Below are 25,117 nucleotides of genomic sequence, written 5' to 3' on the forward strand. Positions count from 1 at the left end.
CCCGTCTGGGGCGTCCGCCGAAAGCGCTGTTCGCCGCCGCCTGCGGGCTACTGGAAGGGGTGCTGCGCTATATGGGCCAGCACAACCTGTTGCAAAGTGATATCAGGTTAGCCAGTTTTGACGATCACTATCTCTACGATTCGCTGACAATCCCGGTGGATACCATTCGTCAGGATAACCGCCAGCTGGCGTGGCACTGCTTTGATTTGATTAACAAATTGATCGAAGGGGAGACGCCGCAGCCGTTGCAGCGCAAGCTCAATGCCACCCTGCAGCGACGCTATAAGCCAGCGAAATAGCCCGGTTCGATACTTCAATAACTTTAATTAATTTAAGTTTTGGAATGGCCGATAACCATAAGGAATAATTCTCCTTGAGGTATTGGTTTATGTCGTTGAAAAAGTCGTCCCTGATCGTCCTGTTCTCGCTGCTTTTCTTCTTTGTTGTCAGCACTGTGACCAGCGTTGGCCTCATCATTAAAAGTAATAATTCCCTGGATAACGTCAACAAAGAGATCCAGGTTGTGCTGTCCATTATTGACCCCATCAACCATAGCCGTACGCTGCGCGTGCGGGTGATGGAGTATGTGAAGATGGTGGAAGCGGGCAATTCGGCCGACGGAGCTGCAAAGCTAACCGCCGTGAAGGAGGCGCTGACCAAAGCGGACCACGCCTTTGCGGCCTTTATGGCTTCGCCGCGTCTGACGGATGAAGCGCCGCTGGTGACTGCCTATCAGGACGCCTGGCAAAACTACCGCAACCAGGGGCTGGCGCCGCTGATCGATGCCGCCGAGGCGCACGATGTCGCCAAATTTAACGCCCTGATCCCGGAAGTCTCCCGCCTCGACCGCCAGTACGAGATCGTTCTCGACCAGGTCCTTTCCGTCCACCAGAAATATGCCAAAAGCCTGAACGAAGATGCGAGCAGTAACTTCGTCTCAGGCCTGGCGATCATTGCCGCTATTGCCAGCCTGTTTGTGGTGGTGATTGTCGCCGTCAGCATGCTGATGAAGCGCTTTGTCTTTGCGCCGGTTAACCTGGCGCGCGAGCACTGCAGCCAGATTGCGGCGGGCAAGCTGGACGTTCCGGTACCGGTCAAGGGGAGCGCACATAACGAAATCGATCATCTCATGAGCTCAATGGAGCAGATGCGTCAGGCGCTGCTGGCGACCATCGCCCAGGTGCGCGATGCGAGCCATACCGTAACGCACGCGGCGCAGGAGATTGCCTCCGGGAATATCGACCTGGCGTCACGTACCGAGCAGCAGGCTTCGGCGTTAACCCAGACGGCAGCGAGCATGGAAGAGCTGAGCGCGACGGTGGCGAACAATACCGACAACGTTTACCAGGCCGGGAAACTGGTGCAGGACGCGGTGAAAAATGCCCACACAGGTGAAGCGGTGACCCGTGAAGTGATCGACACGATGAACACCATCGCGGCGAACTCGAAGCGTATCGAAGACATTACCAGCGTGATTAACAGCATCGCCTTCCAGACCAACATCCTGGCGCTGAACGCGGCGGTAGAAGCGGCGCGCGCGGGAACGCAGGGCCGCGGCTTTGCGGTCGTGGCCAGCGAAGTGCGCACCCTGGCGCAGAAAAGCGCGGTGGCAGCTAAGGACATCGAGAACCTGATTGCGCAGTCGGTCTCGAGCGTGAAAAACGGCGCGGAGCTGGTCAGCCGCTCGGGCGAGGTGATTGACTCGATTATTTCGTCGGTGAATAAAGTGAATACGCTTATGGAGCAGATCTCCGTCGCTTCCGAAGAGCAGAGCCGCGGGATCAGTCAGGTCGGCCAGGCGGTGACCGAGATGGATGGCGTGACCCAGCAGAACGCCGCGCTGGTGCAGCAGTCCGCCGCGGCAGCGGCCTCGCTGGAAGAGCAGGCGCAGCAGCTTTCGCGGAGTATTTCGAGTTTTAGTTTGCCGGTGCAGGCTTGATTGTATGAGGGGGGCTCCGCAGGGAGCCTTTTTTGTATCTGGTGTAACCGTTTCTGTATAATTCAGGACGTCTCTATAGGCAGCACAAATCTAATATTAATTATCACCAGGGAAAATTATGTTAATTATTTTTAGTGGGCTACCCGGCAGTGGTAAAAGCACCGTTGCAAAAATAGTTACTCAAAGGCTGGGGGCGGTCTATCTGCGGGTTGATACTGTTGAGCAGGCCATTCGTTCAGTCTATGAACCGGGTGAGGAAACGGGGCCGGAGGGCTATTTTGCCATCTATGGTTTAGCAAGTGAGAATCTTAAGCTCGGCTCCACCGTTGTGACCGATTCCGTTAATGATATTAACCTTGTGCGAGATGCTTTCCGCAATATTGCTCTGTCGTTGAATGTCCCTTTCCTGGAAGTTGAAATTGTCTGCTCAGACGAAAAAGAACATCGTTATCGCGTAGAGAACAGAGTCTCTGATATCCCAGGGCTCACACCTCCTGACTGGAAACAGGTAAAAAACCGTGAGTATGAACCCTGGGAGAGAGAACATCTCATATTGGACACCGCCCTGTTATCAGCGGCAGAGTGTGCAGATAAAATCCTGGAAATTAAGAACGCTCTAAACCGGCCTTAAACGGTGAACAAGCGCCAGCAATGGCTTTCACGGGGCGTGTGAAAATACGCTCTCCGCAAAATTATTCATTCCCCCAAGCAATATTTCCCTTCCTCATCCGTCTACCTCATCACAAGCCATAATCAGTTACTGTAAACGAGGTAAACGCCATGAGAGATTTTGATATGCACGACAGAGGTCACGGGCGCGGATTCGGTCGCCACCGTATGGGCAAGGGTTTAGTCATCGGCGCGGTGATTTTCATCGTGCTCGGCCTGGTGGTGATGACCCTGTGGAACGCCTTGCTCCCGGCCATTCTCGGCGTGAAGGCCATTGGCTTCTGGCAGGCGCTGGGCATTCTGGTGCTGAGCCGCATTCTGTTTGGCGGGCTGGGTTTCCGTCCGGGGATGTTTGGTGCGCACCGCCGGATGCACGAGCGCTGGATGAACATGACGCCCGAACAGCGAGAGGCGTTTATTCAGCAGCGTCGCGAAGGGTTTGGTCGCCACGGTCGCGGCCACTGCGGCTGGCACGGTCATCGTGACGATAAGCGCGACGACGCCACGCCAAAAGCGCCGGAAGCAGAGTGAGCGAAATGAAAGCCGGGGAGGCGGGCGGATCCATGCTGATGTCGGCGCTTAATGCCTGCCGCGCCCGGCTGACAGCCTTCATTCGCGGACGGACGTCCGTTCGCGATGATGCCGACGACATTTTGCAGGAAGTCACCTATCAGCTGATGAAAGTGGAGCAGCCGGTCGAAAACGTTGCCGCCTGGCTGTTCCGCGCGGCGCGTAACGAGATGACCGACCGTGCGCGTAAAAAGCGCGAAGTGTCGCTCTCCGGCTATTTTACGGGCGAAGACGAAGAGGGTTTCCCCGAGGACGAGCTGGCCGAAACCCTGTTCGGCGTACCGCACACGCCGGAAGAGGAGTACCTCAAAACGCTGCTGTGGGAAGAGCTGGGGCAGGCGCTGTCTGAACTGCCACCGCCGCAGCGCGAGGTGTTTGAAAAGACCGAACTCCACGGCTACAGCATTAAAATGCTGGCAGAGGAGACCGGTGCCAGCGAACAGGCTTTGTTATCCCGCAAGCACAAGGCGGTGCTGTTTCTGCGCACGCGGCTGCGCGACGTCTATGACGCGCTGACGGGCGAATAGCGGCGACAGACAAAACCTTACACTTCCGGCACTTGTAGATTCATCACTATCGTTTATGATCGGGGCGTCTTGTTACTCTGGAACGTTATGCGCAACCGTCAGCTCCTCGGAAAATGGCTTTTGATCGTCACCTGTCTCGCGATGGCGCTTTGCCTCGTGCAGCGTGCGGTGATGCTCAACCATTTTTTACAGGGACTGGATCCGCAAATTTCACTGAGTGCAGATGCCCCGGCTCAAAGCAGCAATACCGAACAGCCCGGCCCGTCGCCCTGCCAGCTGGGCGCACACTCGCTGCTTTGCGCCCAGCCGCTGTTCTTCGACGGCGCGCTACCGGCCATTATTATCTTCTTCGCGCTGCTGCAGCTGTTTACGCAAGGGCGGGCATTGGCTCCCGCAGAGCAGCCCGTTCAGGCACCGCCTCCCCGAATACACCTTAAAAACTGCGTTTTCCGTGAATGAAAATCATCGTCCTCACACGATAATTTTCACTATTCACGGAGTAAAACATGGTTAACCTCTTCAGGGGATTCGTCTTCCTGTGGCTGTCCTGCATCGGCATTGTCCATGCGGCGGACACAGGCTGGCTGGTTTCCCCACAAAACGATCACGCCCGCATCCGCTTTCAGGCGGAGAGGGAGCAAACGCACGTTAAAGGCCTGCTCACCGTTGAGCTAAAGCCCGGCTGGAAAACCTACTGGCGATCGCCGGGCGAGGGCGGCGTCGCGCCGAAAATCAGCTGGCCGGAGGGCGTAACGGATAGCTGGTCCTGGCCGGTCCCGTCGCGCTTCGATATCTCCGGCATGACCACGCAGGGCTATCACGACAAGGTCACTATCCCGATTACGCTCGACGGGGTGAAGGGCGACACGCTCGACGGGACGCTCACGCTCTCAACCTGCAGTAACGTCTGTCTGCTGACGGACTACCCTTTGCACCTCGATTTTACCCAGCCGGTAGATGAGGGCTTCAGCAGCGAGTTCGAGCAGGCGATGCGCGCCGTGCCCGGTACGTCAGGCGTATCCAGGGATCTCTCCGCCTGGCTCGCTGGCGACAAGCTGGTGATTACCGGCACGACGGACGGGAAGTGGGATAATCCGGGGATCTACTTTGACCCGCTGGAGGGGGACATTCTTCCCGGCGAGCCGGTCATCAAACACGACGGCAATACCCTTCGGGTGACGGTACCCGTGACCGACGAATGGGGAGACAAGCCCGCCTCGCTGGAGGGCAAGAGGCTGTCGTTTGTGCTGACCAGCGGCGGCAATGCGCAGCAAACCACCATGACCGTTGGCGCGACGCCTGCTGCACCTTCTGCGCCTGAAGGGACGGGCAAAATGGTGCTCTTTGCGCTGCTGGGCGGGCTTATCCTCAACCTGATGCCCTGCGTGCTGCCGGTCATGGGCATGAAGCTTAACAGCATCCTGCAGGCGGGATCGGACAGGCGCGCCATCAGGCTGCGCTTTCTGGCCACCAGCGCCGGGATCCTCACCTCCTTTATGCTGCTGGCGGGGATGGTGACCGCGCTTAAGCTGGCCGGGGCGTCGCTGGGGTGGGGCATTCAGTTCCAGAACCCGTGGTTTATTGGCCTGATGGTCGCCGTCACCTTCCTGTTTGCGCTAAACCTGTTTGGCGCGTTTGAGATGCTGCTGCCTTCCGCCGCCACGGGACGGCTGGCGACGGCAGGGGGATCGGGGATTGGCGGCAGCTTCTGCGAAGGGATGTTCGCCACGCTGCTTGCCACGCCATGCTCCGCGCCGTTCCTCGGTACGGCGGTCGCCTTTGCCCTTGGCGCGCCGCTGCACTCGCTGTGGCTGATCTTCCTGATGCTCGGCGTGGGCATGAGCCTGCCGTGGCTGTTTGTCGCCCTGGTGCCGAAAACGGCCATGCTGCTGCCGAAACCCGGCCGCTGGATGAACACGCTAAAAGTCGTTCTGGGCCTGATGATGCTCGCCTCCAGCCTCTGGCTGGCAACATTACTGAGCGTGCATCTGGGCGAGGCGGTCAGCCAGATTGTGATGCTGGTGCTCATCGCCGTCGCGCTGGCGCTGTTCGCGCTGAAGGGGCAAAAATCCTCACCGCTGTTCTGGCTCGTGGTTATCGCGCTGTCGGCGTTTGGTGGGTATCAGGCGCGCGGGCTGCTTAACGCGCCGCCTGCCGCTCCGGCACAAAATGCTGCGCAGACCATCCCGTGGCAGCCGCTCAGCGAGGAGGCCATCCAGCAGGCGCTGGTGCAGGGAAAACGGGTGTTTGTGGATATCTCGGCGGACTGGTGCGTGACCTGCAAAGTTAACGAGCATCGGGTGCTGAATCAGCCGGACGTTATTGCCGCGCTGCGCCAGCCGGACGTGGTGGCCCTGCGCGGAGACTGGAGCCAGCCGTCCGCGTTTATCGCCGATTTTCTGGCGAAGCGAAACCGTTACGCCATTCCGTTTAACGCAGCGTATGGCCCCGGTCTGCCTGAGGGGAAAATCCTCTCGCCGCTGCTGGACAAGCGCACTCTGATCGCCACCCTGAACAACGCAAAAGGCTAACTGTGTTATGAAAAAATTCCTTATTACGCTTCTGCTCCTGCTGGCGCCGGTTCAGGTGTTCGCTGCCCAGCCGCTAACGCTGGACCAGGAGCAGCGTGCGCAGAAGATGGTGTATGATTTTCTGTTTAACGATCCAAACTCTCCGCGCATCGGCGCGAAAAACCCAAAGCTCACCCTGGTGGTGTTTACCGACTACAACTGCCCGTACTGTAAAAAATTCGATCCGTATCTGGAGAAGATCGTCGAAAAACACCCGGACGTGGCGGTGGTCTTTAAGTTTTTACCTTTCCGCTCGGAAAGTTCGCTAACCGCCGCGCGCGATGCGTTAACGCTCTGGCGTCAGGAGCCCGGGCAGTTTATGAAGCTTAACCACACTCTGATGGCGAAGAAGGGCTACCACGATGACGCCAGCATTCAGGAGGCGCAGAAGCGGGCGGGCGTGAGCGTCGCGACGCCGGATGAGGAGAGCCTGATGACGATCAAGCGCAGCCTGATCGTCGCGGAAAAAATGGGGATCCAGGGCACGCCCGCCACGCTCATCGGCGAGGGATTGCTGCCCGGCTGGGTGCCGTTTGAACAGTTCGACGAAATGGTCAGTGACGCACTGAAAAACCGCTAACCTGAAGGGGGCGGAATGCCCCCGACAAACCGGAGAGGGAAATGAAAAAATTACTGTTACTTTCAGCGTTGACGGCGTCAGGGCTGGCGCAGGCGGCTGAAGCCATACCGGACGTGGTGAAGCACTTCAGCGAGCAGCAGAACATTAAAATTATCAAGAAGCTGGATGCGTCCGGCGGCGCACCGGCCTGGCTGGGGCAGTATCAGGACATGGGCGTGACGCTCTTTTTAACGCCGGACGGCAAGCACGTCATCTCAGGCTATCTGTACGATGACAAAGGAAAAAACCTCAGCGAGGGCTATTTCCAGAAAGAGATCTACGCCCCGATGGGACGCGAGATGTGGAAGAACCTCAACGCGGCGCATCCCCTGAAGGAAGGGGCGGATAACGCCCCGCGTAAGGTCTTTGTCTTCGCCGATCCGTTCTGTCCGTACTGCAAGCAGTTCTGGGCCGAAGCGCAGCCGTGGGTGAAGGCGGGCAAGGTGCAGCTCAACACGCTGCTGGTGGCGTTTCTCAACCCCAACAGCGGACGTAACGCCTCGGCGATTCTGAATGCGAAAGATCCGGTTTCGGCCTGGCGCGAATACGAGCTTTCAGGTGGCAAAAAATTACCGAAGCCAGAGGGCGAGGCTTCCCGCGAAACGGTAGCGATCCTGCAGAAGCACCAGACGCTGATGGACAGCCTGGGCGCTAACGCCACGCCGGCCATTTACTATCTGAATGCGGAAAATGAGCTGCAGCAGGTGGTCGGTATGCCGGATGCGCAGCAGCTTGAGGCGATGTTCGGGCCGAAGCCGTAAAAAAACAGGCAGAAACGGGGCGTTTCTGCCTGATGGCATTTAGCTTCCCCAGCGTCCTTTCAGGTAGTTCACCGCCTGCTGGGTCTGCGGCTGGTTCAGGTAATCTTCCCGGAACAGGATGGTGCCGTTCACGTTGGGCAGCGAATCGTTGAGATCGAGCTGCTTTTTCAGCTCCGGCACGCCGCCCTGAACCGTCCAGTCCGGCTCGTTTCTCGACGGCTCGCCCACCTTGTAGAACGCAATGCCGATATACAGGCGAGTGTGGGTCGGCTTCACGACGTCGGCCCACCATTTGGTCAGCACGTCGTAGCGCGCGGCGTCCCGGGAGAAGGGCCAGTAAATCTGCGGAGCGATGTAGTCCAGCAGGCCCTGCTGAACCCACTGCCGCGTATCGGCGTAGGACTCATCGTAGGCCGCAGCGCCACGGGTGTCCGAGCCTGCCGGGTCAAAGGAGCGGTTACGCCACACGCCCGCCGGGCTGACGCCAAACTCAACGTCGGGCCTGGTCTGTTTAATCGCGCGGGAAACCTGGACGATCAGCTGCTGCGTGTTGTGTCTACGCCAGTCGGCCTTTGAGGCAAATCCCTGGCCGTACTGCCGCCAGGTCTGCGAATCATTGAGCGCGGACCCCGGCGATTCGGCGTAAAAATAATCATCGAACTGCACGCCGTCTACCGCGTAGTTCGCCACCACTTCGGTCACCACTTTGGTTATCCAGTCGCGCACTTCCGGAATGCCGGGGTCGAGCACAAAACGGTCGCCCGAGATGCGCACCCACTCCGGGTGCTGGACATAGACGCTGGACGGGGTCTCATAGGCGGTCCGGTTCAGGGCGGCGATGGTGGACGGTTTGGTGTTGGTCGACACGCGGTACGGGTTGAACCAGGCATGCACCTTCATGCCGCGCTTGTGCGCTTCATCCAGCATAAACTGCAGCGGATCGTATCCCGGATACTCGCCGATGTTGCCCGTCAGCATATCCGACCACGGCAAAATTTTTGATGACCAGAGGGCCGTGCTGTCCGGCTTCACCTGGAAAAACACCGTGTTAATGCCGAGGCGCTTAAGGTTGTCGAGCTTGCTTGTCAGCGCCTGCTTCTGCATCGCGATGCGCTGGTCCGCGCTGCGGCCGTTCACCGAGGCCACCGGCGGCCAGTCGAGACGTGAGACGGTCGCCAGCCAGATCCCGCGCATTGGCTCGTTTGCCTGCTGCGTCGGTTTGCTCGCGGTGGGAAGAGGGGTAACCAGTGATTTCGGCGGTTTGGAGGAGCAGCTCACAAGTAAAAGCGCGCAGGCAGCCAGCGCACCAATCCGTTTTACGTGTCGCGTCATTTGCGTATTAGCTCTTGATAATCCGACTGTTGGCCCAGGGATTAAAGGCGGGCGCCGCCTGTTCTGTGCTTACCTCATCGTTGAGGGAGTCCAGATACAGGGCTTCCACTTCCGCGCGCGCCCACGGGGTGCGGCGCAGAAATTTCAGGCTCGATTTAACGCTGGGATCTTTTCTGAAACAGTTAATTTTGATTCGGTCGCCCAGTTCGCTCCAGCCGTATTTTGCCACCAGGGCATTGACCATCATCTCCAGCGTTACGCCATGCAAGGGATCTTTGGAAATATGTGCAGTCATAGGTGTCCGGATGTCTCAATGTTTGTGGGGGCAGGGTTTCCGGTGAAAGGGTACAAGAAAGCAGGGGAAGCGGCAATTTTCCTTTTCCCTCGCTCATTTTATGACGGACTCCGTGCGCTGATTTTCACCAACCCTTTTTCCCGCCTTGTTTTCAATCGTAAACCCGATCGACACCTCATCCTGACCCACGGGCGTGACCGTCAGCGTTTTGACCATCGTTCCCGAATCAGCGGGGATCGTCATCGTCATCGTCCCCTTTGCCAGCACCTTAGCGCGCTGGGTGATGCGCCACGAAAGACGACACTCGCTGCACGGTTTCCAGGTGTCGTTGATGGCCCAGAGACGCACGGTCGCCGCCGTGCCGGATTTCCACTGCGGGGTGACCGGTTCAATTGAAGGCAGAACAGGCTGGTATGCGCGTTTTAACGCGTAAAAACCGGCTTTAGGCTGACGCAGGTAGTCCACCACGCCCCAGTTGATGGAGGGCCAGGTCTCGACAAACATAAAATGAAACAGGGCCGTCACCGGCTGGTAGCGCTGTCGGCGATAGCTCTCGGCCGCCGTGGCGACGAGCCGGGACTGATACGCCTGGGTATTGCGGATCATTTCCTGAATGTTGTTTCCGCGCGGTATACCGGCAAATTTAAACGTCTGAAAGGGCTGGAAGTTATGGTATTTCCAGACGCTCCAGCCGGGATCGTCGGCGGCGGTCGTTTTGGGCCAGCGATGCGCAGCCGGAATGATGGTTTTTAGCGTGGACCAGCGGGGCAGCGCCTGCGCGCCAAACTCGGTGATGATCCCCGTTTTGGCTGGCGCCAGCAGGTCGCGCACGGTACCGAAGTACCAGCCCGCCCAGTAGTGCTCCTCAACGGCGGAGAAGCGGTGCACGATGCGGGAGGTATCTTCGGCAAGCGTGTCCGCCACCCGCTGCGTGAGCTCGCGGTTGAGGTTTTTGTTCCAGTCCGGGAAGCGTTTTTCCATCCACGGCGAATTCCAGGGCGGTTCGTTATGGCCGCCCCAGACGATGATGGCGGGTGAGTTGCCAAACTGTTCGATCATCTCCCGCGTCTGTCGAACCGCATTTTTGGTAAAGGCGTCGCTGCTGTCGTAGCCCCACTGCAGCGGAACATCCTGCCAGATCATCATGCCCATCTCATCGGCAACGTCATACAGCGCGCGCCCGGCAACGTGTCCGTGCACGCGAATGGCGTTGGCGTTCATGGCTTCTGCCAGACGAAGATCGCGACGATATTTTTCTCGCGTCATGGTTCCGAGCCAGGGAGAGCCAATGTAATTGCTGCCCTTAACAAAAAGGCGCCTGTCGTTAATGAGCCAGCCTTTGTTGTCTGGCTGCTCTACGATCTTGCGCAGCCCGGTTCGGGTGACTGCCGTATCCATTAACCCTTTTTCATCCCGTAATGAGACGCGAACCGCGTACAGATGGGGTTTCCCGGTGCCGACCGGCCACCACAGTTTTGCCGCAGGCATGGGCAGCGTAACACGCGCGGAATGGGCGCCGCTTTCCAGGGTAACCGGAAAGTCTGCCTGGAAGCGTTTGCCGCTGAAATTGGCGGGCGTGGCGGTGAGCCGCACGGTTGCCGGGCCCTGACCGAGCGCGCGATAGCGAATCTCAGCCTTCAGTTCAGGGCTTTTCAGCCCCTGGGACCAGTCAGGCCGAAGGATGATTTCATCCAGGGTGGCGCCCCGGCTCAGATGCAGCCTGACCGGCGCCCAGATGCCGCCAGAGTTGGCGTCCTGTCCTTCCGGCGACCAGGCGCCGCCGGGACGCGTGTCATGCTGATTAAGAATCCCCTTCATGACCGTTTTATGCAGCGGCCAGACCTTATGCGGATCTTTGTAAGGGCTATCCACCCGAACCACCAACTGGTTGTGACGTTGTAACGCAGCGCTGGCGTCCAGCGAAAAGCGCTGAAAATAGCCCTCGTGCTTGCCCAGCGGCTGGCCGTTTAGCGTCACATCGGCAAGATAATCGACGCCGTCAAACACCAGGGTGCTCATCACGTCGGGCGGTTGAAGGGGGAGCGTAAATGCGTGCTTATACCACAGCGCGCCCTGATGATCGTACCCCGCGCTGTACCAGTTGGCAGGAACTTTCAGCCCGCGCCAGCCTGACGCGGGAGGAGGCGTGCCGTCGTTGGCGTCCTGAACCCGCCAGGTGCCAGCAAGTGACCAGCTGACCGGTGTCGGGTTCGCCGCCAGCGGTGGAATAAACAGCGCAAAGAGCAGCGCGCAGCTACGGGTCATGGTTCGTTTATCCCTCGCGCGTTGAGCCACGCCATCAGGCGCTGCGATTCCATTTGAAGTCGCCGGTTTAGCGTCGCAAGCTGTTGCCTGTCCTGCGTGTGCGCCTCGTTCTCCAGCGTCTGCAGCTGACGGGCGAGTAGCCCGAAATCCAGCGTGACGGCTTCTCCGCGCAGCTTGTGGGCCGCGCGGCGCAGCGCTTCGCGGTCATCGTTGTCGATAGCCCGGGCGATCGCTCTTATGGCCTCCTCCAGCCCTTCGCCAAACAGGGCCAGCAGCTCCTGTACCAGGACAGGGTCGTCAGCGCACTGTTTCAGCAGGCGCGCTTCATCAGGAAAAAGGGAGGAATCATCATGACGCTCAAGCACGCGAGCAATCTCCTCAGCGAGACGCTCCTGGCTGATGGGCTTGGCAATATAGCCGTCGAAGCCCATGTTAAGACAGCGCTCTTTATCCCCCTGCATAGCGTGTGCGGTCATGGCGACGGCAGGCTGAGCCGGTCCGGGCCGGGAGCGTTCCTCCTCGCGAAGCAGGCGAATGGCGGTTTCACCGTCCATCTCTGGCATCTGGAGATCGATAAGCAGAACGTCCCACACGCCCGCGCGCCAGCGCTCAAGCAGCGTGACGCCGTTATCGACGATCTGACAGGTATGGCCGAGACGTTCCAGCAGGCGCGCGGCGACCTTCTGATTGACCAGATTATCTTCAGCCAGCAGGATCCGCAGCCCCGTAGCGCCCGGGGCGCCCGGGGCGGCGACGGGGGCGGGGGCGGTTTCCCCCACGGTCTTCGGCGCACGTTCAAACGCCGAGGCAATCGCCTGATGCAGCTCGTCCTGAGCAATAGGCTTATGCAGATAGGTTTTGATGCCGATCCGCTTCAGCATATTGATATCAAAATGTCGGCTCATGGAGCTCAGCATGATGATATGGCTTTCAGAAATCTGCGGCAGCACCGAAAGCTCAAGGGCCAGCGACACGCCGTCCATATCCGGCATCTGCGCGTCCAGCAGGATCAGCGGCCATGCCGTTCCGGTTTTAACCCGGTTGATGGCCTCACTGGCGTTGTTAACGCAGGTGGGTTTCAGCCCCATCTGGCTCAGCATGGCGGCCAGCAGCCGGAGGTTAGTTTCGTTATCATCCACCACCAGCACGGGTTCACCGCTAAAGCGCTGGCTACGCGGGCGTTCCTCCGGGGCAAGAAACTGCGTCGCAAGCGGCAGGACGAAAGAAAATTCGCTGCCTTTCCCCGGCTCGCTGGTGACCGTTAACTCGCCTCCCATGGCCGCAACCAGCCGCGCCGAGATGGTTAGTCCGAGCCCCGTGCCGCCGTAGCGGCGGGTGGTTGAGTTATCCGCCTGGCTGAAGGCTTCAAAAATGGCCTTCTGCTTTTCAGCCGGGATGCCAATACCGCTGTCGCGCACCCGAAAACGCCAGTAGTCCTCGCTATCGCCGGGCTCAACAACCAGGATGACTTCCCCCTGGTGCGTAAATTTCAGCGCGTTGCCCAGCAGATTGGTCAGGATCTGGCGCAGCCGAGCGCCGTCGACCATTAGCACGTCGGGGACATCTGGGGCAATATCAACCAGAAGCTCAATGCCTTTTTCGCTCGCGCCCGGCATATGCGGGCGAATAAGCGACTGGATAAAGGGGCGGACAGGGACAGGTTCCGCCTCCAGCTCCACTTTGCCAGCTTCAATACGGGAAAAGTCGAGAATATCGTTGATGATATGCAGCAGAGACTGGGCAGAACTCATCACCAGCGTCAGGTAATCGCGCTGATCGGCGTTGAGAGTTGTGTCAAGGCACAGCTGGGTCATGCCAATAATGCCGTTCATCGGGGTGCGGATTTCATGACTCATGTTCGCCAGAAATGCACTTTTAGCCTCATTGGCTTTTTGTGCCTCAATGGCCGAGGCGAACGCCTGTATTTCAGCCTCCTTGCGCCGCGTAATATCCTGCAGCGTGCCAATCACGCGCTCGGCGTTTCCCTCAATAGAGAGCGTGACCACCTGGCCGGAGAGCAGCATCCAGCGCAGTCCTTCGGTAGGGTGATGCACGCGAATTTCACATTCAAAGACCGGACGATGATCCTGCTTCGAAGCGTGCAGCGCCTTGCGCAGCGCAGCGCGATCGTTCTCGTGGACCTGATTGAGCAGAAAACGCACCGGATATCGCCACTGGGTGCGCGACTGGCCCAGCATGGCAAGCAGGGTGTCGTTAACCTGTAACGCGTCGCCAGAAACCTGCCAGTCCCAGATCCCAATATGAATGGATTCCGCCGTCAGCAGAAAATCGTCGTGCAGCTGGTGACGCGCGCGCTGCGCTTCATCCAGCTCTGTAATATCGCTGTGCAGGCTGACAATACCGCCGTCCGCCAGGCGCTGATGCTGGACGAAGATCCGCCGCTGGCCCGCCTGCCGAACCTCACAGTGTTTATCCTGCCGACAGTTGCGAATAACCGACTCGCGCAGCGTCTGACGAAGGCCGGGGTCGACATTATAAACGGCGTCGATAAAGCGTTCCGCCAGCGCTTCAAGCGTTGTGCCCGCCTTCAGCCACGGGGTGATGACCGGATAAAAAAGGGCCACGTTGTGATTCCAGGCCTGCAGGCGTTCATCGCGGTCATAAATCATGACGGCAGCTGGCAGCGCGTTAAGATCGTATGTAAATGCGCTCATCGTGATCCTCCCTACGCGCGGTAGTGCAGTTCGGCCTGTCGGCGCAGGTATTCCAGCCCGGGCGCTATCGCCATCGCCCAGGCCGTCAGGATCTCATCGTCGCACTGCGGGTCGCGCTCGCTGACCGCGCTCAACATCGCTTCTCGCCAGAGCGCGAAAAATCGTGGGGGGAGGTGCAGGCCGTCGTCGCTTTGCTCCCGCGCCAGACGCTCGAGAAAATCAGGGACGATCAGGGCGCCGTCCACCGCAAGCATGGCGAAGAAACTTTTAAACAGGGTTTGCTGACCCTCTCGATCCGGCAGGCGAGAAAAATGTTGCTGCGTCTCGGGTGACATATGGACGAAGGCGTCATAGAACGTCTGAAAAAACGCTGTTTTGTCATTATTCGGAAAAACGCGGTTCAGACTGGATTCAAACAGATCGCGGTAAAACTTCACGGCGTCCTCCTTGCGGCGTTTTCGCCCGGCAGACAGTGCCCGACTGGCGTATATTCCTCTGCCACACGGCGCGTAAAGTAGCTCTCTTTCTTAGACCGGCGGGCGTCAAACAGCGGCCCGGCGTTGTGCTTAAAGAAAAGGGCTTCCAGAACCGTGGCATTGGTAGAAAGGGTCAGGGAGGCGTTGGTATCGCCCGTGGCTTCAAGGCGGCCTTCGTACCAGCCTTTCTGCGGATCGTTAAGGTGCTCGGTGACCGACATCAGCACGTCGGTATAAGGGGAGTCCCACAAGGCCCACAGCGCAAAGACCGCTTTTGTCGACACCTGTGCGAAGCGGGTGTAATCCCGGCCATCGTCGCCAACAGAGTTCCAGGCATAGCCATTTCCCCAGACGGTATCCTGTATATGCCAGGGCGCCTGAGGGAGCGCAAAATCTGCCCTTGCCGTCAGGATCTTCTCGGTCTCCCAGCGCGTTTTCTGGCTGAGCCAGACGTTTTCCGCCTGCTTGCGCAGGCGCTTTTGCCGATCGGCCGCAACGCCCTCTGGCTCCCAGCCAAACTCCAGGCCCGGCAGCATATAGGGAAGGGTAGTTATCAGGGAGGGCTGCCACGTGGTACGCGGATCGCGGGCATCCACAGCAAGGCGCCGCTGGGCGATGATGACGTGGTGCGCCGGGGGCGTAAACGCTTTATCCGGGGAAAATCCCCACAGATGAAACGCCGTCGCGGCATATTCGCTTTCGCCCAGGCGCAGCTCCTCACGGACCACCGGCTGGCCGTTTTGCAGGGAAGAGGACCACAGTTCGCCTTCAGCATCGATGACCGGGCAGAAGTTCCAGCGCAGAATGATTTTATCCAGATACTCGCTGTACTGCGGCTCCCGCTCAGCGGTGAGGCGCAAGGCGAGCATCAGACGAGCCATGTCGCGCGCGGACCAGCCATTTTTAGCGGGCTTGCCGCTAAAGTCGATCGTCGCTGCCGTCTGGCTGGAATAGAGCCGTCCTGGCGTCCGGGTCTCGGTCAGCATCAGGCGGTTGAGAGTGCCCATCAGCCGCGTCAGGCGGGCGTCATACTCGGCCTCATCAATCAGCCCCAGCTCTTTTGCCGCCAGCAGGGCGATAAGCGTATCGCCCATTTGCCAGAGCGTGACGCGGGGCTGTTTGTCGCTCCCGTTGACCAGTCCGGTTTGCGGCTGGGTATTGTTGACGAAATAGCGCCAGGCGATCGCCGCCCATTTCTGTTCTTCCGGCGTCAGGGCAGCGATACGCGCGCTGGAGTGCCAGCCGCCATTGATTAGCCAGCGCCAGCCAGCTCCCTGATGGCCAAACAGAGCAAAGATGACCACACCTGCGAGGAGTAATCCCGCGAGCCCTCTGGCTAAGGTTTTAAGCATTGCGCAGTCACCGGAGGCAGTTTAACCGGCTCGTCCGCGCTGCATGACGCGCACTGACAGGCCTGGCAGGCGGGTTTGGTGCGCTGCGTGACGCCGGCCCGGTCGCACCAGCTTTTTACGGCCGGCGTGCTGGCAAGGAACGGACGGCTGCGCAGGGCGTTGTTCTCTTCAAACTGATCGAGCAGCTTTTGATCCCACAGCGACGGCGCAAAATCCTTGCTCTTCGGGTTGTCGGTGTTGAAGGCCAGCAGTTTCCCCTCTTTTTTGAACAACAGGGCCTCCAGCATGATGCCGTTATTGTTCGCGGTGAACTCTTTGATCGGCCCGTCGCCGTTTTCATACAGCCCTTCGTAGTAGCCTTTTCCCTCTTCGTTGGCATTCTCAATGGTGTTCAGCAGGCGATCGGTATAAGGCGAGTTCCACAGGACCCACATTCCCAGCGCCGCCTTCAGTGAAATTGCGGCAGCGTTAGGGACGAACTGGCCTTTGTCGGTAATGGTGTTCCAGTTGTACCCGTCGCTGAAGACGGTGTCATAGACGAAGTATGGCGCTTTATCGAGCTGGTGCTCAGAGCGTGCGGTGAGGACGCCGGTGATGGTGTAGCGGTTCTCCTGAGCCTGATAAACGCGATCGGCAAAGTTTTTCATCCACGTCAGGGAGTAGTCGCGCGGAGCGTTATCCCGATCGGTCGGTTTATCAAAGCCGAACTCCAGACCGTAGAGCAGGTAGGATTCCGTCACGACATAGTTATGCTGAGACGTGTTGCGCGGGTCGCGTGAATCATACGGAACCAGCACGCAGTAGATTTCGGCCAGCTCGTACGGCTGCGGACGGCTGGCTTTACAGGTATTGAACCCCCACAGCTGATAGCCCGCCGCGCCGTACTCTTCATAGCCCAGCCGGCCTTCCTGAACATACTTCGGCTGGCCGTTCTCCAGATAGGCTCCGTACAGCGTGCCGCAGGGGTCGATCGCATGGCTGAAATCCCAGCCGAGCACCACGTTATCAACGCTGTTGCCGTATTCCGGGTAACGTTCTTTGATGATTTTCAGCCAGACCAGCATTCGCCCGATATCCAGAGCCGAGAAGCCAATTTCGCCGGGCTTGTTGGTGTAGTCCACCTTCTGGCCGCTGATGGTGTTATAGGCTTTGTTGGGCAGCTCGTTGCGGAACAGCACCAGGGTGTTTAGCGTGGCGAGAAATTTCAGCATCCGGCGATCGAATTCTGCTTTATCAATGATCCCCAGCTCGCGCGCCGCCGTCAGTGCGGCCAGATAGGAGGCGCTGTCCCACATGGTGGTGGAAGGATATTTGTTGACCGCATTCACCAGCCCCGTCGTGGGCTGATAGTTTGAGACGAAATACTGCCAGGCGTTTTTCGCAATGGTCATCTCTCGGGCCGTCAGCTCGCCGCTGCGAGGGGAGTAACCAGATGCAGGCAGCCCGGTTTCCGCGCGCGCGGTCGAGAGCGCCAGCCAGCAGATCGTTATTCCCGTGAGCAGGTAGAAAAGGATCGGGGATCGTGGCTTCATTGCGTTGCTCCTGCGGGAGTGGATGAATGGGGGGCCGTGTGAAGGCAGGCCAGACAGAGCATCTGGCCGTGCGCGATATACGACAGACTTTCCAGTACGATGGCGTTGGTGTCGGCGTCCACGACGCTATTAACGCTGTTATTAAGATTGAAACCGCGCTGCCAGCCTTTACCCGGCACCAGAAGCGGCAGAACCTGCTGGCGCAGCGCCTCGCTCCAGCTGTTGCGGAACAGGGCATACCAGGCAAACGCGGTGCGGGTGGAGGCGATCGCGACTTTCTCCGGCACTTCGTCACGCAGGGCGCGCGCCTGTACCGGCTGCCTGTTTGGCAGATCGGTAACGTAATCCGGTGCCGGTTCGGCATAATCCGTGCTGATAGAAGGTTTTGGTGAGCGCAGGCCGTGGCGCCGCTGCTGGATCTGCATAATCCGCCACGCAATTTCAGCGCTCTGCGCGTCAAAACCCAGTTCGAGTCCGGTTAGCAGATAGGGCAAACTGATCAGGGAGGTCTGCTTGCCCCAGGGCGTGCGCAGCCCTTCATCGGGAACCATGATCCCATCCAGGTCGATCATTTTTTGCCCTTCCGGCGGATTGGTGACCGCGAGGCCCGCCGCACTGTCAATTAAGCGCAGCGTATGGCTGGCATAGAGCCGATAGCCAAAGCTGTCCCGCTGTTCGTCATTGGTCAGAGTCCAGTGATGGAGCGGCACGGCCGCCTGGCTTTGAGTGCTGCTTTCGATCAGCGTGCCGGTGCTCCAGACGCTAAACAGATCGCGGATGGCCGCCGCGTGCTGAGGATAGCGCCAAAGGAGAGTCTGAAGCGCCGTCAGCAGGCGGCTCAGGCCTATTGCGGATGCGTCAGGTTTTCCCAGAATTTTGAGGATGTCCGCATGGTAATACGCGGCAGGGAGGCCTTTCTCATTAAGCGGCAGCTGCCCCAGCGTAAACAGGGCCGCGCTGACCCTCTCGTCAAACTCATCGGTGGAAATGATATTGAGCTGCTCTGCGGCAGCGGCCGCAAACAGGTAGCTTCCCACGCTCCAGAGGCTCAGCCAGGGCTCACCGTCGCTGGCGTTCGCCAGGCCGTTTGGCTGGGTATTATTCACGTAGTATTGCCAGGCTACCCGCGCCCAGATGGCCTCGTCATAGGTCAGCTCGCGTTTTTCGGGCAGCGGAGGGAAATCTTTACTGAGCGCGATGCCGCCGCTGCTCTCCACGCGCGAAGGCATTTGTTTCTCAACCCATACCACAATGGCAAAGCCGAGCAGGAACCCCAGCAGAATAGTGAGATAACTGCGCGCGGAAAGCAGGGCATCACGTATTCTCATTGGGTGACCTCATCCTCTTCGGCGGGCGTCCACATGGCTGCGAATATCAGCGGCAGCATGGCGGCGATGTTCACCCCTCCCCAGAAAATATTGATCACGTAGCCAGAAGGATCGTCGACCTGGCCGCGTGCAACCTGAATCCCTCCCCAGATAAGCCCTGCGAGGGTCAGCACTACGATGGCAATCTGCGGCTTCACCAGATAGAGAAAACGGCCCGTCTGCCGCTCTTTTGGCGTGACGTGAAATTTGATCTGCTCGCCCCGCAGCACCGTATTGAGCGCGCGCAGATTCATGGAAAAGAAGGAGAGGTAGGAGGCCCTGCCGTCCCAGGCCGAAATCCCCCATGTCCCGAACATAAAGGCCAGTTCGGAGAAAATAAAAAAGGGGAGAAAATGGAGATAGAACGGCGTCGACCAGGCCGATACCGGCGGAATACCGGTGAACAGATAAATAATGGGTGAAATCAAAAACACCGTGTTCCATACGCAGGCCATATAGGACCAGAAGGTTGTGGCATACATCAGCGTCTGGGGGAGTGAAAGCCTGAAGCGACGACGGCTGAAGATATTGTCATGGAACAAAATATCCAGCGAACCTGCGGCATATTTAAAGCGCTGGATCATCCAGGTCAGCATATCCTGCGGAGAGAGCATCTTCGACTCAACGCGCGGGTGCATGACCGAACGCCAGCGTCGTGCGGCGTCACCGTGCAGCAGCACCGAGGTGTAAATATCTTCGGAGACGTGAAATTTGTAGGGTGTTAACTCAGTGTCAAATGCCACGTGGGGGCGCATCGCCTCCTGTAGCGCGCTCCGCGTTTCGTCATCGCGTATGTCGCGGGTATGGCGATGGATCTCCTCTTCGACGGACCAGACGTAGCTTCTCAGCGCGGCCTGCATAACCGCCTCGCGACGGTGGATGGACGCCGCGCCGCAGCAGAATGCGGCGTTGGCCCAGTTGCGCCGCCGCAGGATGACGTCATAGAACATGCGCGGATCGTTAAAAAACGGGTCGCGGCCAACCGTGACCGGGCCGACACACTTTTGGATCAGCCAGCCCAGGCCATAGCCCATTTTTCCGGCTTTCCGCTGGCCCCAGCGCGACAAACTTTCGCCTTCCGGGAGATCGAAGAACCACTGCGGCGTCTGCACCCAGGCCACGTCAGGGTTGCGGAAATAGCCCAGCGTATGGCTGAGAAGGGTGGGAAATACACGGGTATCGGCGTCGCAGATAACAAGAAAATCGCCGTCGGTTTGCTCAAGACCATTGCGCAGGTTACCGGCCTTAAATCCGATGTTGGTCTGGCGACTGATGTAATTGACGCCTTCCTCATCGCAAACGGCTTTCATCTCCGGGCGACGGCCGTCATCGAGGACGTGGATCCGGTAGTCAATCGGGTACGGGTAATCCATCTTCATGGCGTCACGAATGGACAGCCTCACCAGCTCGGTGTCTTCGGAGTAGGTGGCAATGAACAGATCCACCTTAACGGGACGGGGCTCTACGGCCTCCTCCGGTGACAGGCAGTCGTTAATCTCGCTCGGGGGCGGACTCTGGGGAGGATCCTGTTCTTTCCATAAGTTGATGGTAAACAGCACGGTACCGATCCAGGCCAGGGTTTCGGCGAGGACCAGCGGTATGGCGTACCATAACGCGTCCGTGTTCAGGGAGGCGGTCCAGCGCCAGTAAATATAATTTGCGCCCAGAATAAGCGCCGCGACCGCTAACACCTGCCAGGTCATCATTACCCAGCGCGGCGTTTTCAACGGTTCCGGAGGTCGACGATGTTCAAAACGGGAAAAATAAAAATCCATAGTTCCGGCGTTCCTGATTCCGTGAATATGCAGACCCATTCTGCTGCAAAGGCAGTTGCCAGAAGGTCAAAGAAAATAGCGAATAAACAAGATTTAAGGTAAGTGTAGAACGCCGAATAAAAGTGTCCAGCCACGTTCATTACTATTATTTAGTGGGGGTTAATTAAGGTTTAATTCTGCTTAATTCGCCTCATCTGTTCACGATAAATTGCGGTTACTATTCCTTTAGGCTATCTACTTTATTTAGACGTTAATTTTCGTTTCCAGGTAAAGGATACCCTATGAGCCATATTGCGCCGCCGATCGCGCAAGCGGATATAGTAAAATCAAGATTATGGCGGTATGCCATTGCAGGTGCCCGGGACCTGAGAATTGACTTTATGCGCGGGATTGCCCTCGTCATGATGGTCGTGGCGCATACGGAAGTGATGTCGGTATTTAATATATTCTCCTGGGAGCGTTTTGGGTTAACAACCGGCGCAGAAGGCTTTGTCATTCTTTCGGGATTTATGTTGGGGATGTTGAATCGCGCTCGCCTGCAAAAAGTCGTATTACTCACGGTTTCGTGGGGGCTTTATCTCAGGGCGTGGAAAATATATCGTGTAAATATCATTATCATAGTGTCGTTTATTCTCCTGGCCTATATCCCGCATATTAATCTTTTCGAGGTTACTCATTTTACCGACCGCTTTTCGGGTGAAAGCTGGTCGCTTTATCCGGTCACGCCACAAATAAAAGAGACCTGGTTCAACATTATCCTCTATTTACAGATTGGCCCCCATCAGACGCAAATTCTGGGGCTATATATCTTTTTGCTGCTACTCAGCCCGCTATTTTTGGGGATGCTACAGAAGGGTAAAGTCTGGTGGCTGCTGGGAGCGTCTCTGCTAGTGTACGGCCTTTGGCAGCGGTGGCCGCTCCGGCTGACGCCGTCGGAATTCGAATTTGCCTTTCCGCTGCTGGCCTGGCAGTTCATCTTTGTGCTGGGCATGGCCAGCGGGTGGTATAAAGCCGAACTGATCTCTTTCGCACGCACGCCTGCAGGTAAAGTGGTGGTGGTTGCGCTGGTGATAGTGGCGCTCATTCTGGGGTTCATAGCACAGAACCATACCAACCCGTTTATGCCCCCCGCGCTGCTGATGCACGTGATTCCGCCTGACGGCTTCAACACCTTTTATCACACCTGGGCGGCGAAAAATGGGCTGGGCCCGGTGCGGGTATTAAACGATATCGCCCTGATGGTTACCGTCTATCTGGTGCTGACATACTGCTGGACGCCGCTCAACCGCATGCTGGGATGGTTTCTTATTCCGTTAGGCCAGCACTCGCTTTATACCTTCATTTTGCATGTGTACGTGGTGCTGCTGGTGAGTCAGTTCATCGCCTTCGATTTGTGGCGTCATGCCTGGATAGAAAATACGTTAGTGCATGCTGCGGCACTGGGCATTTTGTGGCTCATGGCAAAATACAACGTCGCTGCACGCTGGATACCTAACTAAGGATGGCGGTTATGCGCGAAAAATGGCTCCTGGCGGGCGTCTTACTCGCCGCAATACCCGCGGCGGATGCGGCGCAAAGCAATGAGAAAGAGACGTTGCGCGATAAAAACGGCGAGCCCGTTCAGGCAGGCGTTTTTACCAGCCGGTGGGGGCGCCTGTTCTCAGGCAATGACAAGAAATTTTCAGGCGCTCTGAGCTTTAGTTCTGGGCTGAAAGAGCAGATGGTGAGCGTGCCCAACAGCTCGGACAGCGCCGCGCAGGCGAAAAAAATTAACCAGACGCTGAATCTTAGTCTGCAGTATTCCCCCTACAGCTTCTGGTTTGCCAACATTACCTCCCGGCTGCCGGTCAGGGATACCAACCGCTACACCGCGGATTTTCGCTACAGCTTTGGCTATGACGACTGGCACGCCAACACGTTCAGCCTGGTCTACGGCAACTACGGCGATAACCACTTCTGGACGTCGGGTAGCCGGAGACACACCTATTTCGAACAGGGCGCCTTTACGCTGGCCTATAAGTTTTCGCTACCGAAACCGGTTGAAAACGCGCTCCTGATTAATAAAGGGGACTCTATCATTTGCCAGGTCGGGTACAGCTGGGTTCCGCGCTACTACGACCTCAGCAGCGATGACATCCGCAAAAATAAAAACGTCATGCTCGGCGGCTGCGGCTATACCTTCAAACAACATTTCTTCGTTCGCGCAACGGCGTTCTGGTTCCCGGACAGCAGCCAGCAGCAGCCCTGGAACGGCGATTACAGCTACAGCTTTGGCTATGCGGGCTATACGCCAGGTTCGTTCTCCATCCAGTACGCGAACTATGCGGGGACCCGCTATCCGGGGCACGGCAACGGTAACGCAAAATTCAGGGAAGGGACCGTGAGCCTCATTTGGTTCTTACCGCTATAGGAGGGATACATGTCAGCGCTGCACGTGTTAATCGTTGAAGATTCGCTGATTTATCGTCGGTTACTCTCCCGAATGCTCACCCAGTGGGGGTATATCGTGAGCGAGGCGGAAAATGGCGTCGCCGCGCTGGAAATATTGTCCAGCCAGCCGATCAGCATGGTGATAAGCGACTGGGAGATGCCGGAAATGGACGGGCTTACGCTCTGTCAGACGATCCGCAGCCGTCAGTTTGGCCATTATGTGTATATCATTCTGCTCACGGCCCGCGAGAATGCAGGAGATTTAACGCAGGGTTTTGATGCCGGGGCGGATGATTTTTTAAGCAAGCCCGTCGAACAGGCTGAGTTACGGGCGCGGCTCCATGCCGGGGTACGTATTTTGACGCTGGAAGCGACCCTCGCGGCGCATAATAAGCGCCTGAGTGAAGCGTTACGCCAGATTGAACAGGATCTTGAGCTGGCGGCGCGCGTTCAGCACTCGGTTCTGCCTTCACACCGCCTGCGCTTCGGGAACTACTTTTCCGACTGGCTTTTCTTACCGTCTGCCTGGGTATCGGGCGATGTCTTCAATATTTTTCCTCTGGACTCTCATCTGGGGTTCTACTGCGTTGATGTCTCCGGTCACGGCGTGGGGGCAGCAATGATGTCCCTCGCCGTGGCGCGTCAGTTCCTGCACGGCCGGGTGGTGGATCGTTTTTTGTTTACCGCAGAGGGCGGAATTCAGTCGCCTGCCGAGGTCGTCAGAATACTGAACAGCCGCTTTTGCAGTGAAGAAAACGACATCACCAGCTATTTCACCATCATCTACGGCGTGATCGACCCCGTCAGTGGTCAGGGGTTGTTGTGTCAGGCGGGGCATCCTACTCCCGTGATTGTGAACGCAGAGAGTGCCGTCACTTCCGTTGGCGAGGGTGGACCGCCGGTCGGGCTTATCCCCGACCTCAGCTGGGAGGACGTCGCTTTTACCCTCAATTCAGGGGATCGCTTATGCTTATTCAGTGACGGCATCACGGAATGTGAGAACAGCGAGAGCGAGCAGTTTGGCCCGCAACGTCTGGAACGCTGGCTTCATGAACATGCCCATCTGCCGGTAGACGAGCTCCTGCTGCGTTTCGGACAACACCTGACCGGCTGGCGCAATGCAAATCGTGATGAACCGACCGCCTTAACCGATGACGTTTCACTGTTAGTGATTGAGCGTCAGGGAGAACAGAATGATTATTAACACTGAACGATTACCGAATGCCAACATTCTTACGCCAGCGGTCCGGCGGCTGGATGCGTCCATTGCCGCGACGTTTAAGGCCACCGTCACGGAAGAAATTGGCAGCGATCGTAAAGCCTTAATTGTCGACTTCAGCAAAGTGGACTTTATCGACAGCAGCGGGCTGGGGATGCTGGTGTCGTTGTTTAAGCTGATGAACGGGAAAGGCGACATGGCGCTGTGCTCCCTTAACCCCGGGATCATGAATATGTTCACCCTGACCCGAATGGATCGCATATTCCGCATCTATCCGGATAAAAACAGCGCGCTTGCGCAGCTGGGGCAGTAGATGCAGACGCCGGAGCATGCAGAATTTCCGGCGGAGCTCGGCTCCCTGACGCCGCTGGCCGGCTGGCTGGGAGACCGTCTGAGCGCGCTTGCCGTTGACGATGAGTGGCGTTTCGCGCTCGACCTTGCCGTCTGTGAAGTGGCGACGAATATCATCCGGCACGCGCTGCATGAGGATGCTTCACGTACATTTAGCGTAGAGTTCGACATCCGGGACCATAATGTCCGCGTTGTCTTTACCGACGCAGGTGATGCGTTCCCGCTGGAGCGGCTCGAGGCCGCCAGACGAGACCGTTTCTGTGAAATATCGCCGTTACTGGAGAGCGGCAGGGGGCTGATGCTCATTTTGCTGAGCGTCGATCGTTTCTCCGTGGAGCGAAAGGCAGATAAAAATATTGCCGCGCTTGAAAAGAAAATAAGCGTATGACCTGC

General features: G+C 57.9%; 22 protein-coding genes and 1 pseudogene. 14 read left to right on the forward strand and 9 right to left on the reverse strand.

What is annotated here, in order from left to right:
• From ACWKXN_RS21175 to dsbG, 9 genes and pseudogenes are all read left to right on the forward strand, one after another.
• Nucleotides 1-299 (forward strand): annotated as a pseudogene (locus tag ACWKXN_RS21175) (transcriptional regulator); the annotation flags it as partial.
• 89 nt (nt 300-388) lie between these two features.
• Entirely contained in the window at nt 389-1,939 is a 1,551-nt protein-coding gene (locus ACWKXN_RS21180) for a methyl-accepting chemotaxis protein (protein WP_454544290.1), read from the forward strand.
• Between the two features lie 118 nt (nt 1,940-2,057).
• The gene (locus ACWKXN_RS21185) at nt 2,058-2,570 is read left to right on the forward strand and encodes an AAA family ATPase (protein ID WP_454544291.1); all 513 of its coding nucleotides are present in this window, start codon (nt 2,058-2,060) and stop codon (nt 2,568-2,570) included.
• Between the two features lie 149 nt (nt 2,571-2,719).
• A complete protein-coding gene (locus tag ACWKXN_RS21190; protein ID WP_029741320.1) occupies nt 2,720-3,139 on the forward strand; it encodes a hypothetical protein in 420 nt (139 codons plus the stop codon).
• A gap of 5 nt (nt 3,140-3,144) precedes the next feature.
• The gene (locus tag ACWKXN_RS21195; RefSeq protein WP_080277788.1) at nt 3,145-3,705 is read left to right on the forward strand and encodes an RNA polymerase sigma factor; all 561 of its coding nucleotides are present in this window, start codon (nt 3,145-3,147) and stop codon (nt 3,703-3,705) included.
• An 87-nt stretch (nt 3,706-3,792) separates the two neighbouring features.
• Nucleotides 3,793-4,164, forward strand: a complete 372-nt coding sequence (locus tag ACWKXN_RS21200; RefSeq protein ID WP_033145608.1) for a hypothetical protein — start codon at nt 3,793-3,795, stop codon at nt 4,162-4,164.
• 47 nt (nt 4,165-4,211) lie between these two features.
• A complete protein-coding gene (locus ACWKXN_RS21205; RefSeq protein ID WP_454544292.1) occupies nt 4,212-6,236 on the forward strand; it encodes a protein-disulfide reductase DsbD family protein in 2,025 nt (674 codons plus the stop codon).
• A gap of 7 nt (nt 6,237-6,243) precedes the next feature.
• Complete coding sequence (locus tag ACWKXN_RS21210; protein ID WP_320718226.1) at nt 6,244-6,855, forward strand: DsbA family protein; 612 nt, start codon at nt 6,244-6,246, stop codon at nt 6,853-6,855.
• A gap of 41 nt (nt 6,856-6,896) precedes the next feature.
• Nucleotides 6,897-7,655, forward strand: coding sequence for a thiol:disulfide interchange protein DsbG (gene dsbG / locus ACWKXN_RS21215; protein ID WP_454544293.1), 759 nt, complete (start codon nt 6,897-6,899; stop codon nt 7,653-7,655).
• Between the two features lie 39 nt (nt 7,656-7,694).
• On the opposite strand, the gene ACWKXN_RS21220 is transcribed toward dsbG, so the two are convergent.
• The 9 genes from ACWKXN_RS21220 to ACWKXN_RS21260 form a co-directional block, all read right to left on the reverse strand.
• On the reverse strand, nt 7,695-8,987 hold the full coding sequence (locus tag ACWKXN_RS21220; protein WP_048974802.1) for a glycoside hydrolase family 10 protein: 1,293 nt from the start codon (nt 8,985-8,987) through the stop codon (nt 7,695-7,697).
• Between the two features lie 7 nt (nt 8,988-8,994).
• Nucleotides 8,995-9,282: a VF530 family protein gene (locus tag ACWKXN_RS21225; RefSeq protein ID WP_033145603.1), complete on the reverse strand. Its 288-nt coding sequence runs from the start codon at nt 9,280-9,282 to the stop codon at nt 8,995-8,997.
• A 93-nt stretch (nt 9,283-9,375) separates the two neighbouring features.
• Nucleotides 9,376-11,547: a glycosyl hydrolase 2 galactose-binding domain-containing protein gene (locus ACWKXN_RS21230; protein WP_454544294.1), complete on the reverse strand. Its 2,172-nt coding sequence runs from the start codon at nt 11,545-11,547 to the stop codon at nt 9,376-9,378.
• On the reverse strand, nt 11,544-14,222 hold the full coding sequence (locus ACWKXN_RS21235; protein WP_454544295.1) for a response regulator: 2,679 nt from the start codon (nt 14,220-14,222) through the stop codon (nt 11,544-11,546). The genes ACWKXN_RS21230 and ACWKXN_RS21235 overlap by 4 nt, the downstream gene beginning before the upstream one ends.
• A gap of 11 nt (nt 14,223-14,233) precedes the next feature.
• Nucleotides 14,234-14,659: a globin gene (locus tag ACWKXN_RS21240; protein WP_033145600.1), complete on the reverse strand. Its 426-nt coding sequence runs from the start codon at nt 14,657-14,659 to the stop codon at nt 14,234-14,236.
• Nucleotides 14,656-16,050 carry a DUF3131 domain-containing protein gene (locus ACWKXN_RS21245; RefSeq protein WP_454544296.1) on the reverse strand — a complete coding sequence of 465 codons (1,395 nt, stop codon included), beginning with the start codon at nt 16,048-16,050 and terminating at the stop codon, nt 14,656-14,658. Before ACWKXN_RS21245 ends, ACWKXN_RS21240 begins: the two co-directional genes overlap by 4 nt.
• Entirely contained in the window at nt 16,035-17,582 is a 1,548-nt protein-coding gene (locus ACWKXN_RS21250) for a DUF3131 domain-containing protein (protein WP_087822611.1), read from the reverse strand. The genes ACWKXN_RS21245 and ACWKXN_RS21250 overlap by 16 nt, the downstream gene beginning before the upstream one ends.
• The gene (locus ACWKXN_RS21255; protein WP_454544297.1) at nt 17,579-18,910 is read right to left on the reverse strand and encodes a DUF3131 domain-containing protein; all 1,332 of its coding nucleotides are present in this window, start codon (nt 18,908-18,910) and stop codon (nt 17,579-17,581) included. The genes ACWKXN_RS21250 and ACWKXN_RS21255 overlap by 4 nt, the downstream gene beginning before the upstream one ends.
• Nucleotides 18,907-20,724 (reverse strand): glycosyltransferase family 2 protein, encoded by a 1,818-nt coding sequence (locus tag ACWKXN_RS21260; protein ID WP_033145596.1) that lies wholly within the window; start codon nt 20,722-20,724, stop codon nt 18,907-18,909. The genes ACWKXN_RS21255 and ACWKXN_RS21260 overlap by 4 nt, the downstream gene beginning before the upstream one ends.
• Before the next feature lie 281 nt (nt 20,725-21,005).
• Between ACWKXN_RS21260 and opgC the strand changes: the two genes are divergently transcribed.
• The 5 genes from opgC to ACWKXN_RS21285 are packed head-to-tail and all read left to right on the forward strand — an operon-like array spanning nt 21,006 to nt 25,112.
• Entirely contained in the window at nt 21,006-22,223 is a 1,218-nt protein-coding gene (gene opgC / locus ACWKXN_RS21265) for an OpgC domain-containing protein (protein ID WP_454544298.1), read from the forward strand.
• A gap of 11 nt (nt 22,224-22,234) precedes the next feature.
• The gene (locus ACWKXN_RS21270; RefSeq protein WP_083239568.1) at nt 22,235-23,134 is read left to right on the forward strand and encodes a hypothetical protein; all 900 of its coding nucleotides are present in this window, start codon (nt 22,235-22,237) and stop codon (nt 23,132-23,134) included.
• Nucleotides 23,135-23,143: 9 nt separating this feature from the next.
• The gene (locus ACWKXN_RS21275) at nt 23,144-24,358 is read left to right on the forward strand and encodes a PP2C family protein-serine/threonine phosphatase (RefSeq protein ID WP_182931975.1); all 1,215 of its coding nucleotides are present in this window, start codon (nt 23,144-23,146) and stop codon (nt 24,356-24,358) included.
• A complete protein-coding gene (locus tag ACWKXN_RS21280) occupies nt 24,348-24,686 on the forward strand; it encodes an STAS domain-containing protein (protein ID WP_182931976.1) in 339 nt (112 codons plus the stop codon). The genes ACWKXN_RS21275 and ACWKXN_RS21280 overlap by 11 nt, the downstream gene beginning before the upstream one ends.
• A complete protein-coding gene (locus ACWKXN_RS21285; protein WP_454544299.1) occupies nt 24,687-25,112 on the forward strand; it encodes an ATP-binding protein in 426 nt (141 codons plus the stop codon). It abuts the gene before it with no gap.
• The last annotated feature ends 5 nt before the right edge of the window (nt 25,113-25,117 follow it).

It is taken from the genome of Enterobacter sp. UPMP2060 (genome assembly GCF_053709655.1).

Bases quoted from the DNA above. Each gene is read 5' to 3' on its own strand.
- ACWKXN_RS21185 (WP_454544291.1), top strand. From the start codon at position 2,058: ATGTTAATTATTTTTAGTGGGCTACCCGGCAGTGGTAAAAGCACCGTT.
- ACWKXN_RS21230 (WP_454544294.1), bottom strand. From the start codon at position 11,547: ATGACCCGTAGCTGCGCGCTGCTCTTTGCGCTGTTTATTCCACCGCTG.
- ACWKXN_RS21180 (WP_454544290.1), top strand. From the start codon at position 389: ATGTCGTTGAAAAAGTCGTCCCTGATCGTCCTGTTCTCGCTGCTTTTC.
- ACWKXN_RS21220 (WP_048974802.1), bottom strand. From the start codon at position 8,987: ATGACGCGACACGTAAAACGGATTGGTGCGCTGGCTGCCTGCGCGCTT.
- ACWKXN_RS21275 (WP_182931975.1), top strand. From the start codon at position 23,144: ATGTCAGCGCTGCACGTGTTAATCGTTGAAGATTCGCTGATTTATCGT.
- opgC (WP_454544298.1), top strand. From the start codon at position 21,006: ATGAGCCATATTGCGCCGCCGATCGCGCAAGCGGATATAGTAAAATCA.
- ACWKXN_RS21285 (WP_454544299.1), top strand. From the start codon at position 24,687: ATGCAGACGCCGGAGCATGCAGAATTTCCGGCGGAGCTCGGCTCCCTG.
- ACWKXN_RS21200 (WP_033145608.1), top strand. From the start codon at position 3,793: ATGCGCAACCGTCAGCTCCTCGGAAAATGGCTTTTGATCGTCACCTGT.
- ACWKXN_RS21260 (WP_033145596.1), bottom strand. From the start codon at position 20,724: ATGGATTTTTATTTTTCCCGTTTTGAACATCGTCGACCTCCGGAACCG.
- ACWKXN_RS21235 (WP_454544295.1), bottom strand. From the start codon at position 14,222: ATGAGCGCATTTACATACGATCTTAACGCGCTGCCAGCTGCCGTCATG.
- ACWKXN_RS21205 (WP_454544292.1), top strand. From the start codon at position 4,212: ATGGTTAACCTCTTCAGGGGATTCGTCTTCCTGTGGCTGTCCTGCATC.
- ACWKXN_RS21195 (WP_080277788.1), top strand. From the start codon at position 3,145: ATGAAAGCCGGGGAGGCGGGCGGATCCATGCTGATGTCGGCGCTTAAT.
- ACWKXN_RS21255 (WP_454544297.1), bottom strand. From the start codon at position 18,910: ATGAGAATACGTGATGCCCTGCTTTCCGCGCGCAGTTATCTCACTATT.
- ACWKXN_RS21270 (WP_083239568.1), top strand. From the start codon at position 22,235: ATGCGCGAAAAATGGCTCCTGGCGGGCGTCTTACTCGCCGCAATACCC.
- dsbG (WP_454544293.1), top strand. From the start codon at position 6,897: ATGAAAAAATTACTGTTACTTTCAGCGTTGACGGCGTCAGGGCTGGCG.
- ACWKXN_RS21250 (WP_087822611.1), bottom strand. From the start codon at position 17,582: ATGAAGCCACGATCCCCGATCCTTTTCTACCTGCTCACGGGAATAACG.
- ACWKXN_RS21190 (WP_029741320.1), top strand. From the start codon at position 2,720: ATGAGAGATTTTGATATGCACGACAGAGGTCACGGGCGCGGATTCGGT.
- ACWKXN_RS21210 (WP_320718226.1), top strand. From the start codon at position 6,244: ATGAAAAAATTCCTTATTACGCTTCTGCTCCTGCTGGCGCCGGTTCAG.
- ACWKXN_RS21280 (WP_182931976.1), top strand. From the start codon at position 24,348: ATGATTATTAACACTGAACGATTACCGAATGCCAACATTCTTACGCCA.
- ACWKXN_RS21245 (WP_454544296.1), bottom strand. From the start codon at position 16,050: ATGCTTAAAACCTTAGCCAGAGGGCTCGCGGGATTACTCCTCGCAGGT.
- ACWKXN_RS21225 (WP_033145603.1), bottom strand. From the start codon at position 9,282: ATGACTGCACATATTTCCAAAGATCCCTTGCATGGCGTAACGCTGGAG.